Source organism: Bacteroidales bacterium (genome assembly GCA_023228145.1).
Classification (GTDB): Bacteria; Bacteroidota; Bacteroidia; order Bacteroidales; family CAIWKO01; genus CAIWKO01.
In genome coordinates this window covers 1-18,031 of the sequence record JALOBU010000011.1, presented here as the reverse complement: position 1 = coordinate 18,031, position 18,031 = coordinate 1, and the positions used below count along the sequence as shown (strand labels likewise).

At 39.4% G+C, this 18,031-nt stretch carries 7 protein-coding genes and 1 pseudogene; 5 read left to right on the top strand and 3 right to left on the bottom strand.

Features of this window, described 5'->3' with window-relative positions; genetic code table 11:
• The first annotated feature begins 43 nt into the window (after positions 1 to 43).
• Positions 44 to 9,415, top strand: a complete 9,372-nt coding sequence (locus M0R16_07040) for a GEVED domain-containing protein (protein MCK9612641.1) — start codon at positions 44 to 46, stop codon at positions 9,413 to 9,415.
• Between the two features lie 52 nt (positions 9,416 to 9,467).
• Here M0R16_07040 and M0R16_07035 read toward each other — a convergent pair.
• Positions 9,468 to 11,602 (bottom strand): annotated as a pseudogene (locus M0R16_07035) (RNA-binding transcriptional accessory protein).
• A gap of 383 nt (positions 11,603 to 11,985) precedes the next feature.
• Between M0R16_07035 and M0R16_07030 the strand changes: the two are divergent.
• From M0R16_07030 to M0R16_07015, 4 genes are all read left to right on the top strand, one after another.
• A complete protein-coding gene (locus M0R16_07030) occupies positions 11,986 to 13,041 on the top strand; it encodes a hypothetical protein (protein MCK9612640.1) in 1,056 nt (351 codons plus the stop codon).
• A 254-nt stretch (positions 13,042 to 13,295) separates the two neighbouring features.
• Positions 13,296 to 14,582 carry a thermonuclease family protein gene (locus M0R16_07025; GenBank protein ID MCK9612639.1) on the top strand — a complete coding sequence of 429 codons (1,287 nt, stop codon included), beginning with the start codon at positions 13,296 to 13,298 and terminating at the stop codon, positions 14,580 to 14,582.
• Positions 14,579 to 14,935 carry a hypothetical protein gene (locus M0R16_07020; protein ID MCK9612638.1) on the top strand — a complete coding sequence of 119 codons (357 nt, stop codon included), beginning with the start codon at positions 14,579 to 14,581 and terminating at the stop codon, positions 14,933 to 14,935. The genes M0R16_07025 and M0R16_07020 overlap by 4 nt, the downstream gene beginning before the upstream one ends.
• 1 nt (position 14,936) lies before the next feature.
• Positions 14,937 to 15,572, top strand: a complete 636-nt coding sequence (locus tag M0R16_07015; protein MCK9612637.1) for an MjaI family restriction endonuclease — start codon at positions 14,937 to 14,939, stop codon at positions 15,570 to 15,572.
• Positions 15,573 to 15,728: 156 nt separating this feature from the next.
• On the opposite strand, the gene M0R16_07010 is transcribed toward M0R16_07015, so the two are convergent.
• Together M0R16_07010 and M0R16_07005 are read right to left on the bottom strand one after the other, a co-directional pair.
• Positions 15,729 to 17,036: a polysaccharide deacetylase family protein gene (locus M0R16_07010; GenBank protein ID MCK9612636.1), complete on the bottom strand. Its 1,308-nt coding sequence runs from the start codon at positions 17,034 to 17,036 to the stop codon at positions 15,729 to 15,731.
• Between the two features lie 14 nt (positions 17,037 to 17,050).
• On the bottom strand, positions 17,051 to 17,860 hold the full coding sequence (locus M0R16_07005) for an AAC(3) family N-acetyltransferase (protein ID MCK9612635.1): 810 nt from the start codon (positions 17,858 to 17,860) through the stop codon (positions 17,051 to 17,053).
• Positions 17,861 to 18,031: the final 171 nt, after the last annotated feature.

Sequence of the window (18,031 nt, the reverse complement as noted above, 5' to 3'; positions counted from 1 at the left end):
ACAAATTATTGAACCAAATGGTACAATCACTGCGGGCGTTAATATGCCTGTTAATGTTACCATAAAAAACTATGCAGGAGATACTCTGAAAAAAGTAAACATCGCATGGGAACTGGACGGAGTATTGCAAACACATTTTGCATGGACAGGAGAACTTTTAGAAGATGTTACCTCACAACCTTTTACGATAGGAACTTTAAATGTACTCCCGGGGCCACATAACCTAAGAGCATGGACTGAAATGCCAAATGACAGTATAGACCAAAATCCTGCGAACGACACGGCAAGTACTAGTTTTTATGCCTGTACTTCTCCGCTTGGCGGAACTTATACCGTTGGTGGCGCAGGAGCCGATTTTGAAACCTTTGCTGATGTGCAGACAGCTTTGAATAATTGCGGTGTTAATGCCCCAACGGTGTTTAAAATAAACAACGGGGAATATATTGAACAACTTACGTTTAATGTCATCAATGGCGCATCAGCAACCAATACTGTTACTTTCAGGCCTAATGACAACGCCACTGTAACCATCAGAAAAAAATCAATTAACAGTACCATTAAATTTAACGGAACTGATTACATTATTCTTGATGGTTCCAATAATGGCACCACAACGCGGGATATGTATATTATTAATGACAGTACCGCATCCAATACTGCGGCTATATGGATTGCCAGCTTAGGAACAGGGCAGGGTTGTGTCGGAGTTACTATTAAAAACTGCAATATCAGCGCGGGAATAGCCTCCACTACAACTAATTTCGGCATTTATGCAGCAGGTACATCTATCAGTTCCAGCGGGACAGGTAATGACCATAACCTCCTCTCCCTTATTAACAATAATATTTACAAAGCCTATTACGGGATATACATAAAAGCCACAAGCGGCGGTGTGAATGATATTTTGACGATAACAGGCAATACCATCGGCAGCGAAAACGCAACTGAATATATAACAAAATATGGAATAAACATTGCCTATGCCGACAACTCTCTTATATCAAAGAATATTATCAAAAATATTGTTTCTGACAATAGCAATCTTTTTGGAATAGCTGTCGAAGATGGTGTAACGAACACTCTATTCACAAAAAATAATATTTACAATATCAAATATACAGGAACATATGGTTATGGAGGCAAAGGAATTGACTTTTCATCAGGTGCAGCTGCCGATGCCAATGTAACTATAGCAAACAATTTTATTTCTCAAATGTTGGGTGACGGTTATTCAGGAAGCAGCGATATTAACGTAGGAATAAAAATCAATGGAGGTTCCGGTTACAAGATATACTACAATTCAATAAACCTGACCGGGGCTGCAAATAGGTCCACAGCAACAGTAAGCGCAGCTATTTATATAGCATCCGCAGTAACATCACTTGATATACGCAATAATATATTTTTAAATGCTATTACCAATAACTTAAGCACTTTAGATAAAGCTTATGCGATTTATTCAGAAGCAACTAACACAGCTTTCACAAACATCAATTATAATGACTACTTTGCTCCAACCGGTGGAGATTATGCCGGTGTTTTGGGGTATCTTACATCTGACAGAACTACCTTAGCCGCATGGCAAACTGCAACAGCACAGGATTTAAATTCAGTTTCTGCAAACCCTGATTTCTTTACAGATACAGACCTTCATTGTTTTTCACTTGCAGTGAATGAACTGGCTACACCCATTGCTGCTGTTACGGATGACTTTGACGGAGAGCCAAGAAACGGCACAACACCAGATATTGGTGCTGATGAATTTACTGTTATTGATTATAATATAGCTGTTTTGGCTGTGCTTCAGCCGGTAAGCGACTGCGGGCTCTCAGCGAATGAAAATGTGGTTATCCGTGTGAAAAACGTTGGATTGCAGCCTTTCAGCACAGCCGAATTGTATTATAAAGTGAACAATGGCACTCCCGTTCATGAAACCATGAACCAGCTTATAAATCCAGGACAAACCTATGATTACACATTCACACAACAGGCAAACCTTTCATTAGTTGGTGATTATACCTTTAAAGTTTATGCCAGCCTGACCGGGGACACTGTTTATTTTAATGATACCATAAACAATTACACCATCAATACCGGGCATGTTTTTGCAAACGGGCCTTATACCATGGGATTTGAACCAACGGATGATATGTTACAGTGGACGAAGCTTGACGTAAACGGGGATAACTATACCTGGATCTTTCCATATAACGGCTATGCACATACTGGTTCAAACTGTGCAGAATTATACAATTCCTCCTCAGTTGTAGCGGATGAGTGGCTGTTCTCCCGCTGCTTTACTATGACAGCTGGAGCCACTTATAAAATTGAATTTTGGTACCAAGCTGAAAGTTCTTATTATCCGCAAAATATAGATTTAAAGGTTGGAAATTCGGCGACACCAGCAGCCATGACAACAAATCTGCTTGCTTTGGCTAGTTTTACCAATACCACCTACCAGAAAGCATCAGTTACCTTTGTACCGCCTACAACAGGAGCCTATTATTTTGGATGGTGGGGGCATAGTCCTGATGATTATTATTTTGCATATATTGACGATATCAACATTTCGTTAGTTCCGGATCAAGAAGCCGCTATAGTTGAAGTAATCGCACCTGTATCGGGTTGTGAACTTACCGCTACAGAAAATGTTATTATAAAAATTAAAAACGAAGGAGCCCTTGCCATTAACGGTAACCTTACCGCTACTTACATTTTAAATAATGGCACGCCTGTTACAGAACCTGTTGCAGCAAACATACTCCCTGGGGAAACCTATGATTTTACTTTTACTCAACAGGTTGATTTATCGGTTATTGGTGATTATACTTTTGATTTTTATGTCAGCTATTTAGGTGATACTGTTCAGGAAAACGACTCTTTAAATAATTATACCATTAATACAGGCCATGATTTTTACAGCGGTGCTTACACCATGGGATTTGAGCCAACAGATGATATGTCGCAATGGTCAATGCTGGATGTGAATGCCGATGGTTCATCTTGGACTTTCCCCTATTCATCCAGTACTTACGCTCATTCCGGGGACAACATGGCATTTTATGAATATGATTATTATAACCCCGGTGACGACTGGCTGTTTTCACGATGCTTTAAATTAAATGCCGGCTCAACTTACAAGATAGAATATTGGTACGGCTCATTTGATGCAGATTATGCGGAAAGCCTTGACCTAAAAGTTGGCAATGCAGCCACACCCGAAGCAATGACAACACCGCTTGTAAGTATGCCTGCTATAACCAACACAACATACCAAAAAGCTTCAGTAACTTATACACCTTCCACAACAGATAATTATTATTTCGGCTGGTATGCATATAGCGCGGCTGACGCTTATTACATTGCTGTTGATGACATAAACATTTCACTCGTACCCGACCAGGAAGCAGCGCTTATCTCAATTGATGCGCCAGAATCCGGCTGCGGTCTTAGCGGTACAGAGCCTGTTACCATTAAAATAGCAAATACTGGCGTTGACACTATTACCGGCAACCTGAATGCGTACTATCAATTTAATGGAGGCACGGTTGTTATGGAGCCCGTATCCGACACCATACTTGCCGGAGATACGCTGACGTTTTCATTTTCACAAACTGTTGACGCTTATGTTACAGACACCAATATTGAATTTCCTATTCAAGCATGGATTGTTTTAACAGGAGACCCTTTCCAATACAATGATTCACTTGCTAAAGACATCATCTCCCTTTACGTACCCGCTCCACCTGTAACAATTAACGACACCACTGTGTATGCAACTCCTGCAACCCTGCAAGCCATAGCTGCAGATTCTGTGTATTGGTATAATGTTCCTACGGGAGGAACCAGTATCGCAACCGGCAGTGTTTTTGTTACACCGCCCCTGTTTGTAGAAACGATTTATTATGCTGAAGCAAGTACAGGCTCCGGATTGAACATGACTGAACCTTTTGACGGGGCAACTTTTCCAGCAGGTTGGAGCACTGTGGAAGAAGGCAGTGATTATATTGAAATTGTAACAACTTCATCAGCGGGTGGCACACCCAACGAAGCAAAAATCACAGGAAGCAGCTTTTCAAATGTTACAGATATTTTATATTATGGCCCGATAAACACAACAGGAAATAATTCTTTAACACTTCAGTGGAATAATTATATGAGTCATTATAGTTCTTACTATCCATATTCTATCAGTGTTCAAACAAGTACAGACCTTGTTACATGGCACAATACAAGCTGGGTTGTGAATCCCGTCACTTCTGATATTGACCCGGGTATTCAAACACTTACAATAAACACACAGGATGTTGGCTCTCCTACCTTCTATCTGGCATTCACAATGAGTGGTGAAACTTTTGGTGCTTATGGCTGGTATATTGATGACGTAATTTTAAGTGGGGCCAGTGGTTGCCCCAGCGCCCGTGTTCCCGACACAGCATTTATTGAACTCTATCCATGGGAAGCGTCAATAGTTTCTTTGCCTTCGCCAGTTACTAAATGTACCGAAGGAATTGAAGATGTTACCATACGCATACGCAACAACGGATTTGAAATCATTGACAGCCTGGGAGCTATATGTACCGTTAACGGAGTTCCACTTGTAAGCGAAATTATTACGGATACCATATTGCCGGGAGACACCCTGACATATACATTTTCAGCACCCCTGATTGCTGGCTTAACTTCCGCCAATCAGGATTCTGTGTATAATATTATTGCTTATGTCGGCCTTATCGGGGACTTGTTCTCATTTAACGATACCATCACAAACTTGGTGACTCTACTTTACACTCCGCCTTCTCCTGTTGTGAGTAACATAACAGTACCTTACGGAACCGCAGGGACTTTTGCACCTGTTTCTTCGGACACACTGAATTGGTATGATGTTCCCACAGGTGGCACCCAGATTGCCCAGGGAGCGACATTTACAACACCTATTTTGTATGGAACAACTGTGTATTACGTTGAAGCAATATCCGGAATAGCAGACATTAAACTTACAGAAATTACACATTACCGAACCGGAACCGGGGCCACAAGCTCCTATCCTTTCTGGTGCACAGGCGAAGATCTAATAGAAATTTCAAATCTTGGTACTGCTCCTGTAAATCTGGAGAATTATACTATGAACATTTACGGTGTCGGCAACAGGAGTTACATTATTCCCCAGGTAACCCTTAACGGGGGCGAAGTGATGATACTTTGCGTCGGCTCAGGTGTGGACGACCCTGCAAACAGATATTACAATATTGGCGGTAGTGATGATGTGATTCAATCCGGCAGCCTCAGCGGCTTTGCTTTGAAAAATTCCTCCGGAACCGTTGTGGATGCCGTATCTTCCAATGGGTATGCCTTTACACCTGCTGACGGAGTAGATGCCACAGAATGGTCAGGAACCATAAGCAGCATGTCAGGCCTTGCAGGTTCTATAAGAGTTATTTCTGATAATAATGTTGCTGCTGACTGGATAGTATCAAGCGCAGTAAATACGCAAACCATAGGAGCTATTAATCCTGCCCTTGCAACATCATTTGAAGGCTCTGGCTGTTCCAGCGCAAGATTGGCAGACACAGCCTTTGTTACCGGAGTTCCCGCCTGTGATGTGAGCATACAACAAATTTATACTCCAAACACAGGTATAGAGCTGTCTGCCACAGAGCCTGTAACAGTTTTGGTAAAGAATTATGGTACGGCACCTGCCAGCCAGATACCTGTTCACTACACTGTCAACGGTGGCGCACCGGTGAATGATACCGTTCCCGGGCCCATCGCTTCAAACGACACCGTATCGTTTACTTTTGCCCAGCCAGCAGACTTATCAGTTCTGGGAACATACAACATTACTGCCTATACTGACTTGTCTTGTGATGGTACTCTCGTTAATGATACTATTCACAAAACTGTAAATAGTAATCCTCTTGTTTATTGCACTTCCAATTCTACTTCTCCATCTTCATACGAGGATATTGGCAATGTAACTATCAGCAACATCAACAATGGTATTGCTTCGCCAATCACTTACAACACAAACGCCATTTATGGATACTCTGATTTCACTACAAGTTTACCACCCGTGCAACTTATGGTTGGCGCCACATATCCTATTTCTGTTACTGTTATTTCAGCAACCAGTTTCTGGAGCACTTATGTAAAAGTTTTTATTGATTACAATAGAGATGGCGTTTTTGACCCTGCCACCGAAACAGCCTTTGGCAGGCAAACAACTTCATCGCCTCTGCAACCTACCGCTGCGGGATATATTACTGTTCCATTGACAGCTGTCACAGATATGCCTACCCGAATGAGAGTTGTGGCTAAAGAAACTACTACTCCATCTTCGGTATTGCCTTGTGGCACTTACACCTGGGGCGAGACAGAAGATTATACTGTGATTATTGCACCGCAAATTCCCAACGATGCCGGAGCAATCGATATTTTATCGCCCCTTGCAACGCATATTGAAGGAGAATCTGTTCCAGTGAATGTCCTGATTAAAAATTTCGGTTCAGATACAATTTCCAACACTTCCAATATGTTGGTTTCATTCTCTCATAACGGCGGCATACCACAAACCATAAACTGGAGCGGCGGAGACATCATGACTGTAATGACGGATACTGCATTCCTCCCGAATATCACAATTACCGCCAATGATAATACTGTTTGCGCATGGACAACACTCCCCGGAGATTCAAATACATTTAATGATACAGTATGTAAAACCATACACGGAACACCCTTGTTTGATGCTACAGTTACTGAATTTTTACACCCCGGCACCCAGTTATTTGCCGGCGCCAGCGACAGTGTAAGAATTACTGTAAAGAATGTCGGGGCTGATACCTTAACTGCATTTAATATTGTTTATGCAGTTGAAGGAGTTGTGCAGGCAACACAACCCTGGACAGGCACTTTATTGCCAAATGCAACGGTAAATCTTAAGTTCTCACAGCTCTTCACTGTTCCTTCTTCCAGTTTCACTATTTGTGCTTACACTTCGATGGGTACCGATGCAAATCACGAAAATGACACCCTGTGCATGGAATCATATGGTGTATTTCTCAGTACCCTACCTTACTATGATAATTTTGACGGAACAGACATTAACTGGTCAGAAGTTTCTACTGCCACTAGTGTATGGGAACTTGGAATGCCTGGATATGGGCTTACCAACACAGCTCATTCCAACCCAAATGCATGGGATATCAATCTTTCTTCGGCTTATGGGACCAGCGCCAATTCCATGTTGTACACTCAATTCTTTGATTTCAGCGGTGTAACTGATGCTAAGATGAGGTTCTGGTTAAATTATTACACAGAAAACAGTTACGACGGGATACGCATTGATTATTCTATAGATAATGGTACTACTTGGAATGTCCTTGGTGTTGAAAACGATACACTGGGTGTAAACTGGTATAACGACGATGATATCTCATCAAGCGAAATGCCTGGATGGACAAACAACTCAGGGGGATGGATGCAATGCGAGTATAAATTGTCAGCTTTTAACAACCTTCCTGCCGTACGTTTCCGTTTTGTGTTCAATTCAGACGGAAGTGTTACCCGCGATGGTGTTTCAGTGGATGATTTTGCCATAACTGTTCCCTCACCAATTGATGCCGGGGTAAACACCATAATTTCTCCATTAACACAAGCAGTTGCCGGTTCTTCAAAATTTGTACAAGTCAGGATTAAAAACTACGGGACGAATACTTTGTACAGCATTCCTGTTTCATACAGAGTGAATCTCAGCGGAACTCCTGTAACACAAACCTGGACAGGCACACTTCTTCCGGAAGATACCGTTACGGTAACTTTCACGGCACCGCTTGTCATTCCTTCAGGAGCATTTTCGCTTTATTCTTATACCGGATTAACTGGTGATGGAGACCATTATAATGATACAACAATAGTTGAACTAATAGGAGTGCCAACCTTTAACGTTCCTTACAGCGATAATTTTGAAGGAAATGTTTACTGGTATGGACAAGGCCCTTCAGGATTATGGGAATGGGGTGTTCCTTCTGCAACAACCATTAATTCCGCATACAGCCCCACCCATGCATGGGCTACCAACCTTGAAGGTAATTATACAAACAGCGCTACCGAATACCTTTATTCACCTTATTTCAAATTCACCTCTGTTGACAGCGCTTACCTTGAGTTTTACCATTGGTATCATACTGAAGGAGCAAGCGATGGTGGCCGTATTGAATACTCCATCAATAATGGAACATGGAACATATTAGGTGCAGTAGGTGCAGCTAATTCGGTAAACTGGTACAACACAACCATTGGAGGGTTCCCCTGCTGGGCTGGAAATTCTAACGGGTATATTTACTCCAAATTCCGCCTGACTAATATTCCGGCTATTGTAAACACAAGTTATCCTGTGCAATTCCGTTATAAGTTCTTCTCCGATGCTTCAGTAAACACTTACGACGGATGGGCAGTAGACAATTTTGCAATTACAGTACCACCAATACCTAAAGATGCAGGTGTATCCGCCATTGTTCAACCTTCTGCCGCCACACAGACTGGCAGCCAGGTGACAGTTGAAGTTACCATTAAGAATTATGGCACAGACAGTTTACAAACGGTTCCTTTACGTTACAGGGTAAATAACGGTCCTTTGGTCGTTGGACATTGGTCGGGAGTACTATTACCGGGAGCTACAGTAAATTATACTTTCCCAGCCACCTATACTTCGCCGGGAACTACATATAATTTATGCGCTTTCTCCGTGAAAAGCACCGACATATACAAATTCAACGACACCACCTGCACTACTATTAGCACAACCCCGGCAAGCCATGATGTTGGCATATCACAGATTCTCTCGCCCGGACTGATAACAATTTACGGAAGCGCAGACTCTGTGAAAGTAAGGATTAAAAATTACGGTACGGCTACAGAAACTTCAATACCACTCGTATTTTTACGTAATATGGTTCAGGTTGGTGCTGGTATCTGGACTGGCTCTCTTGCTCCAAATGATTCCGTTGATTATACTTTCAGCACGGTGAATGTTTCTCCGCAAGGCAATTACAACCTTTGCGCCAAAACAGTGTTAAGCGGGGACGCCAACACTGCTAATGATGAAACCTGTATCTACCCTGTAGGTATTACGGGAATTGAAACTTATGATTACGAAACATTTGAATTGTTGCAAAACACGCCTAATCCTTCGGATGCGACAACTTATGTTTTGTTCTATGTACCTCAGGAAGGTAAAGTGCGTTTTGAAATGCATGACCTGCTTGGCCGTAATATGTTAGGTAAAGACATAGAGGCTGTCAGGGGTAGAAACCAGATAGAACTTGATGTTAATAAATTACCCGAAGGGATTTACTTCTACTCTGCCGAGTATAAAGGACAAAAACTAACTAAACGAATGCTTGTTGCCAAATAAGGCACTATTAGCAAACTTAAAAAAAGGCAGCCGATGGCTGCCTTTTTTTATGCTATTTTTGGGTTACTTCCTTCATAGACAATTGAATTCTTTTCCTGTCAACATCCACACTTACAACTTTAACCCTGACCTTCTGGTTGAGTTTAACTACTTCGTTAGGGTTTGTAATAAAACGGTTTGCCATCTGGCTGATATGAACAAGTCCGTCCTGATGCACCCCGATATCGACAAAGGCTCCAAAAGCTGTGATATTTGTTACTATGCCGGGCAATTCCATCCCCGGGAGCAGGTCTTTTATGTCATGAACATTTTTATCAAACTCAAAGAAATCAAATTTCTGCCTTGGGTCACGGCCAGGTTTTGCAAGCTCCTGTATGATGTCGTTGATAGTCGGTAAACCGGCTTTTTCTGTAATGTAATCTGCAGGATTAATTTTCTTTCTTAATGATTCGTCTTTTATCAAATCAGCTATACTGCAAGTAAGTTTTTCTGCCATAGAAAAAACTATTCCATAGCTCTCCGGATGCACAGCGCTGCTATCCATAGGGTTGTTTTCATTTTTTACCCTTAAAAAGCCCGCTGCCTGCTCAAAAGCCTTATCACCAAACCTGGAAACTTTTTTTAGCATATCACGGGATGAGAATGAGCCGTTTTTATTGCGGAATTCCACAATATTTTTTGCGAGTACTGGTCCAACACCTGAAACGTATGTAAGCAACTCCCGGCTTGCTGTATTTAAGTCAACTCCTACAGAATTTACACAGCTCACCACAACATCGCCCAGACTTTCCTGTAACAACTTCTGGTCAACATCATGCTGGTATTGTCCCACACCAATGGATTTGGGGTCAATTTTCACCAGTTCCGCCAATGGGTCCATCAGGCGGCGGCCAATGGAAACACTGCCCCTGACCGTAACATCATAATCGGGAAACTCTTCACGCGCCACAGCTGAAGCAGAATATACCGAAGCTCCGCTCTCGTTTACAATGATGGCAACAACATCTCTTTTAAATTTGATTCTGCGGATAAAATTTTCAGTTTCCCTTCCTGCCGTGCCATTACCAATAGCTATTGCTTCAATTTTATAAGCATCCACAAGATTTTCAATTTTATTTATGGCTTGTTTCAACTCGCTTTGGGGCGGATGAGGATATATAGTTTCGTTGTGAAGCAATTTTCCGTTTTTGTCGAGAATTACAACTTTACAACCGGTTCTGAAACCGGGATCAATGGCAAGAACATTTTTAGGCCCCAGAGGAGGTGAAAGCAGCAACTGCCTGAGGTTTTCTGCAAAAACCCTGATAGCTTCTTTATCAGCTTTTTCTTTTGCCAGCTGGCGTACTTCTGTCTCCATCGAAGGCTGTAAAAGACGCTTATAACAATCCTTAAGGTTTTTTCAACCAGCAAAGAAGCCTGATTCCCTGACTTAACAAATTGACGATGAATAATTGCTATAGCTTTTTCTGTTTCCGGCTCAATGGTAATCTTTAAGAAGCCTTCGCTTTCGCCCCTGAACATGGCCAGCACCCGATGTGACAGCGCTTTGGAAAAAGGCTCTTTCATGTCATAATACGTCTCATAGTTACGACCCTCTATTTCTTTGCCTTTTACAACTTCTGAAAAAATTACAGATTCTTTTACAAACAAATTTCTTACAACCTGCCGCACCTGTTGGTTTTCATTTATCCATTCTGCTATTATGTCACAAGCGCCGGCAATGGCTTCTTCTTCATCAGAAACCCCTTTCTCTTCATTAATAAATTCTTCAGCCTTAAGTTGTACATCAAAATCCTTTTGTGACAAAATCAAATGTGCCAATGGTTCAAGGCCTTTTTCCCGGGCTATGCTGGCGCGGGTTTTTCGTTTGGGTTTATAGGGAAGGTATAAATCTTCAAGTTCTGCCATTGTTTGAGCAGCACTTATCTTTACTTCCAGTTCATCCGTCATTTTTTCCTGCTCTGTGATGGTTTCAATGACAAAAGCACGCCTTTTATCAAGCTCGGTCAGCTGATATAAGCGGTCACGTATCGTTGTAATTTCCACTTCATCAAGCATGCCGGTAACTTCTTTACGATAGCGTGCTATAAACGGAATCGTTGCCCCGTTTGTCAACAGATAAATTGTGTTTTCAACCTGCCTTGCTTTTAATCCAAGCTCTTTTGCAATAATGTCGCCGTAACCCATAAAAAAACTGTTAAAGTTCAAAGATAAAAAATATATGGCAGGTAATATTGAAATGACAACTAAGTAATTATGTGGCAATTTTGAAGCGGCGGGTAAATATTAATTTGATGTGCCAGATATAATAATTTGTTAATCTGAAATTGAAAAAATCTTTATCTCAGGTGCCACAGTTTTAATGAATTCATCTCACAGGCGGGGGAAAGATTTATTTTTGCTCCCGTAAAGGATGCACAAAACATAAAATAGTTTTCGAAGATATTAACGATGCTGTTAAATTGTTCAATGACGAATACGGCGGATACGCTGATAAAAAATAAAACACTTGTCATTTCAATCAAAAGATTATTTTTGCTTTGGTGTTAAATGAAACACTAAGCGCAAAGGTGAAAAAATGTAAACTATTATTAACGTTTGACCACGAGCTTCCACTCGGAAGTTTACATACTTCCTTTGAAACCGCATTATTTGAGCCGACAAACAAGGTTTTATCTACCGCAGAAGATATGAATGTGCCTGTAACACTTTTCACAGATGTTTTGTGCGCTATTAAATTTCAGGAATGGAACAGGCAGGATTTTTTTGAACCTTATCAAAATCAATTACACGAAGCCCTGAAAAGAGGGCATGATGTTCAGCTTCATATACACCCGCACTGGCTTACTACTCATTATAACGGCCAGAATTACTTACCCTCTCGTGATTTTACCTTAGCCGGTTTTGCTTCACATCCTTTACACAACATTGACAGTATTATAAAAAGCGGGGTTACATTCCTGAACGATTCCTGCAAAAAAGTTGACAAGACTTATCAGTGTATTGCATACAGAGGTGGAGGGTATAATTTATTTCCTCATAAGGATGACATCATAAACAGTTTGCTCAAATGCGGCATCTTGTTCGACAGTTCTGTTTGCAAGGGTTATTATTTTAAATCATCATTGTCGGAAGTAGATTACAGAAAAACGCCTTCCCAACCCAATTGGTATCTGGAAACAGAAATTTATGCTGGCAATACTGATAATCCGGGTATCATGGAAATACCCATTGCGGGGATACCTAAGAAACTTTTTGAGATTCCGACAAAATTCAAAATGAAGAAATATGCCGGCAGGGCGCCGGATAATTTCGGTTCCCAGATTCACGAAAATCCTTATTCGGGCCTTAAAAACAAACTTCGGCTTATGCTTTCATCAAGAATGTTAAGCTTTGATAATTATACTTACTCTTCGGACTACCTCATAAAAATTCTCGAGCATAATATTAATAAATACCACGCTTATGATGAAATAATGCTTTGCGCCATTGGCCACCCCAAGAGTATGAGTAATTATTCATTTCAGCTTTTCAGAGAATTTATTGAAAAAGTCAGGGAAAAATTTCATGACAAAGTTGAATTTTATACCTACCGAAAATTGTATGATGAAATGAAAAACAAATAAATAATTTTGTAATTTTATATTTTAAAAGGGTAAAAATGTTGCGTGATTTTAAAGATAAATAATATTTATGTAATTTATAACAAGTATTTTAAAATGTTAAAATGGAATAAACGCAATCGTAAAACTAAAGTAGAAATAAACATAATACGCTAACACAATCGTTGGCGGTAATGGCAGAAAGACCACAGAAACATTCAATATCGGATAAAAAAAAGTCGAATAATTTGAGTAACTTTGCATAAATTGAAATTGGGATGAAAACACATCATAAAATAATAAATGGAGACAGCAGACAAATGACTGAATTGCCTGACAATTCGGTACACTTGGCAATTACTTCTCCACCATATTGGCAACTTAAGGACTACGGCACAGATAATCAGATTGGCTTCCACGACAGTTATGAAAATTACATCAATAACTTGAATTTAGTTTGGAAAGAGTGCTACCGCACTCTTCACAATGGTTGTAGGTTGTGTGTAAATATTGGTGACCAATTTGCAAGAGCAGTTTATTACGGTCGTTATAAAGTTATTCCTATTCGTGAAGAAATCATTAAGTTTTGTGAAAATGTTGGATTTGACTATATGGGAGCTATCATTTGGCAAAAGGTTACGACTTCAAACACAACTGGCGGTGGCGTTCAAATGGGTTCATATCCATATCCGAGAAACGGTATTTTGAAACTTGACTATGAATTTATTCTTGTTTTTAAGAAACTCGGTGATGCACCAAAGCCGACAAAAGAACAGAAAGAACTTTCTAAAATGACTGCAGAAGAATGGAACACTAATTTTGCTGGACATTGGAATTTTGCAGGGGCAAGACAAAATGGGCATATCGCTATGTTTCCGGAAGAATTACCAACCCGACTGATTAAAATGTTTTCATTTGTTGGTGAAACTATCCTTGACCCATTTTTAGGAAGTGGTACAACAGCGTTAGCTGCTAAAAACTTAAACCGGAATTCTGTTGGTTTTGAAATCAATGCAGAATTTATCCCATTTATAAAGGAAAAATTAGAAGTCAATCAAAAAGATATTAATGGAACAACATATGAATTTCTGACGCAAGAGAAACAAGAGATTGATTTTGAAAATGAAATCAAAAAATTGCCTTACATCTTCAAAGACCCTCACACATTAGACAAAAAAATTGATGTAAAGAAGTTGCAGTTCGGCTCTAAAATAGATAAGTACAGTTCAACCCAACGTGAAGAACTTTTTACAGTTAAAGAAGTCATTAGCCCAGAACGAATTAAACTCAGCAATGACTTAACTATAAAACTTATTGGTATCAAGGAAGATCCAAATGCAAATGGTAAAGCGACTTCGTTTATAATTGATAAAACCAAGGGTAAAAGAGTATTTCTGAAATATGACAATGTTAAACATGACAAAGAAAACAACTTGCTTTGCTATTTATACTTAGAAAATAAAACATTTATCAATGCTCATTTAATCAAAAACGGCTTGGTGCAAGTTGACAACGATGTTGATTTCAAATACAAGGACAAATTTTTAAACCTTTATAAAAAATGAATCCATTACAATTAGCAATTCTTGCTTATTTACGACATAATGCTTTAGGTAGGCCTAATGCAAAAAATGCAGACACAATTTACAACGCAATGGTTCAACAAGGACAGCCTGTTATTGCAGGAAGAACGCAAGAACACGTTAGAGCTGCTGTGCGGTCTATGATAAAAGACCACAATCAATTAATAGGAACTGAAAGCGGTTTTAATCCTCCTAATGGATATTATATAATTCAAAATAAAGATGAAGTTATTTCAACAATTATGGATTTAGTAAGTCGTTCAAAAAGCATGTTGGATAGAGTAGAAGCACTTAAAGCAGAATGGAATAGACAAAACCCAGGAAATACAATTTGATATGGCTAAGGAGTGGATTTTAAACTCAGCGATGAATCGTTTCCAACTCAATTTCAAAAGAAATGTTGGACCAACATCAGAATCAATAAGAAAATGTTCGCCAAAGACACTTGAGGAGTGGCGTGAATATTATTTCACTAATGTAAAATCAAAAGAACACATCACAGAACTCGGTAAGAAGCTCTACACAAAAATAACAGAAGTAATTCAAGCAGAAGTTGTAGAAGTAAATGAGCAGGACTGTATTGATTATATGATGCAATTAGTGATTGACAGGACTTATGATGGATATGTAACCGAAATCCAAACCATCTATGGGCAATTACAAGGTATATTAAAGGTAAAGATAGAGCCTGCACCAGATGAATGGGATAGATTGTTTAATGTTGATTTTTTCATCAAGGTAGGCGACAAATTTATTGGACTTCAAATCAAGCCAGTTTCATTCGGAAGTGGAGCACAAATTCCGGAAATTTTTAAGGAGAAAAATATTCAAGAGGAAACACACAAACAGTTCACAGAAGGGTTTGGTGGCAAAGTATTTTATATTTATTCAGTAAAAAATGGTGAACGAAAAGAAATATACAACAAAGAAGTAATTGATGAAATTGCTAATGAAATTAAGCGACTTTCATAGTAGAAATAAGAGCCACATACCGCCAACAAAGGCTAAAATCAAGCGGGCAGAAAGTGCTAATTTGAAGGGCTTTGCAACTAATAAACTTCATCGCAGGTTGACAGTGAAGTGCTCCGAAATGCCCGCCAGCTTTTAGCCTCGACCGTTATCCCCATTTCATTTATTGCAAGCCATTTTGACTGTTTCTGCAAAAACATTTTTCCACCCCTGAAATATTCCAGTATCGCTGAATGTCCTGTCATGCCAGATTGTTATCAAAGTGCCATTCACATTTTTAACCTCATCAATTATTTTGTTTATATATGGAAGGGCTTGTTCTGCTTTTATTTTCATGTAGTCAAACATCACCGAATCCATAATGCAGAACGGATAGATTTTCAGAAATGTTGGAGTTTCACTTTTTAAATCATAAAAATAAAAGGGCGTACAAATGCCGGCTCTGAAACCCAAATGCGATGCATATCCCATAGAATAATCTTCTTTAATACCCGCTTGTAAAAGATGCTGATACGTATCGGGAAATGCAAGCCTGAGAAAGTGCTGACGGCTTTTGTTTACGGGAGAATTTATAACTGCACCTAAATCATTAATTTGTTTACACAATAACTCCTGGTCTTCAAACGAATAATATGAAGGGTGTAACCCGATATCGGCATATTCTTTTAAGGTATTTATAAGATTTTTGTATGCCCGGCTTTTGGGAGAAACACCTCCATCAAAATGTGTTTTTTTTGAAAACAATAAAAAATAAATTACTGGAATACCTTTTTTTTCAATAATTCTGCGATGTAACACATAGTGGTCAAATGGGTCGGACTCCCGCCCTGATAACACTTTAATACGCTTTCTTATTGCCTGAAAATCACCGCCGGCTAAAGCCTTCAGCATGCCGCCTGCACTTCTGAAAAAGCCTTTACCTTTATAGGAAAATACATTGTCGATATCAAATGTTGAAATGTATTTGTATGGCCTGCCAGAAATAACATATCCCGGATATTTTTCAGAAATCAGCTGCTTCAGGTACTCAGCCCAGATATTTATTACGGGTTGCTCAAGAAATTGATTTTTATAAGCCAGGCTGCTTTCAGCCCTGAAGCGTTTGTGCTTATCCGGTTCAAAAGGAAGGTATTCTTCATAACGCGACACCAGATAAAATGAAGCAGAAAATACATCGAAGGGAAGGTCCGCTTTGCCTGAAGTTTTAAAAAAAATTTTAGTATCATTCCAATCGGAAACCTCTATATTTTGTGGTTCAATACCATTTTCCGCAAGCAGACCGACGGGCTCAATTAGAAGTTCGTTCCCGATTCTTTTGTGTGAATAATTTATTTTGGCACTCTGAAATTTCTCAAACTCATTTATATCATTGGTGGTTATGTATTCTACATTCAGCACTTCCCTGAACAATAAATCCATAATGTAAGTAATTCTTGGTGTGTGCTGATATGTATAAATGCAAATCATGTTTGTAGAATCCTTTATTTCAAAACTATGGATTTTATTTTTTGTTTTATAAAATCTTTTGGGCTGAAATAATAGAGGTTTCGGGCTTTATTATTTTTTATTTCCATTTGAATATAGTCGAATGCCTTTCCCAGGTCTGTCAAAAGGAAAGGTATCGAGTTTATTAAAAAAGTTTGTGTGATTTTCCCTTCAATAAAATGCTGTTCCAGATTATTCAGGGTGTTTGACACTCCTGCTTTTTTCTCAAAAAATAAAAACTCTTCTTCTCTAATTCCGCCATTTTCCTGCAAGCACCGGATATTATACTTTTTATAATGACGGTAGAAAACCTGCTCACATTCCTCAACATAATGTGCAAACGTAAAACTGTGCTGCATATCCACATCAATCATCAACATTTTGGCGTTGTTACTGTGCAGGAAAGCAAAAACGGAACCCTCGCCGAAAGTACTTTTATTCCTGATTTTAATAATATCTTCCTGATGTTTGCCCCACACAAAAAAAGAATGAAAGGGGTCGGAAGTCCGTTTAAAGTCATTTCTTTTAAAAACGCTTTCAGATAATGCTCCCGTAAGAGGTTTGGCCTTCCTGATATCAAACACTTTGTCGGTCTCAGGCTTGTCGGTAAATGCAGGGATAAGCAAAGTGCCTGTACATACTTTTTCCTTCAAACAGTCAATAAAAACATCAGGAAAAAAATATTTTTCCTGCTTCATGCTGACAAAAGCCAGCCTTGAAATATCCGATGCAACAAGTACTATTTCTTCCCTGGAAAGAGGCAGTTCAGATGCAATTTTTGAGTATGGAATGTAATGCTCCTGCATTGGATTTTTTTCGGCAATATTAAAAAAATATTATTTTAAATCGTTGTTCTATTAAGAACATAACTATCTGACGGTCAGATTGAGTATTCTAAGTTAAAAACAAATTTTTTTTAAAGTTTTTTTTTAACAAATTTAAACCCCAATTACACAGCCATTCTGACAAAAGGTTCA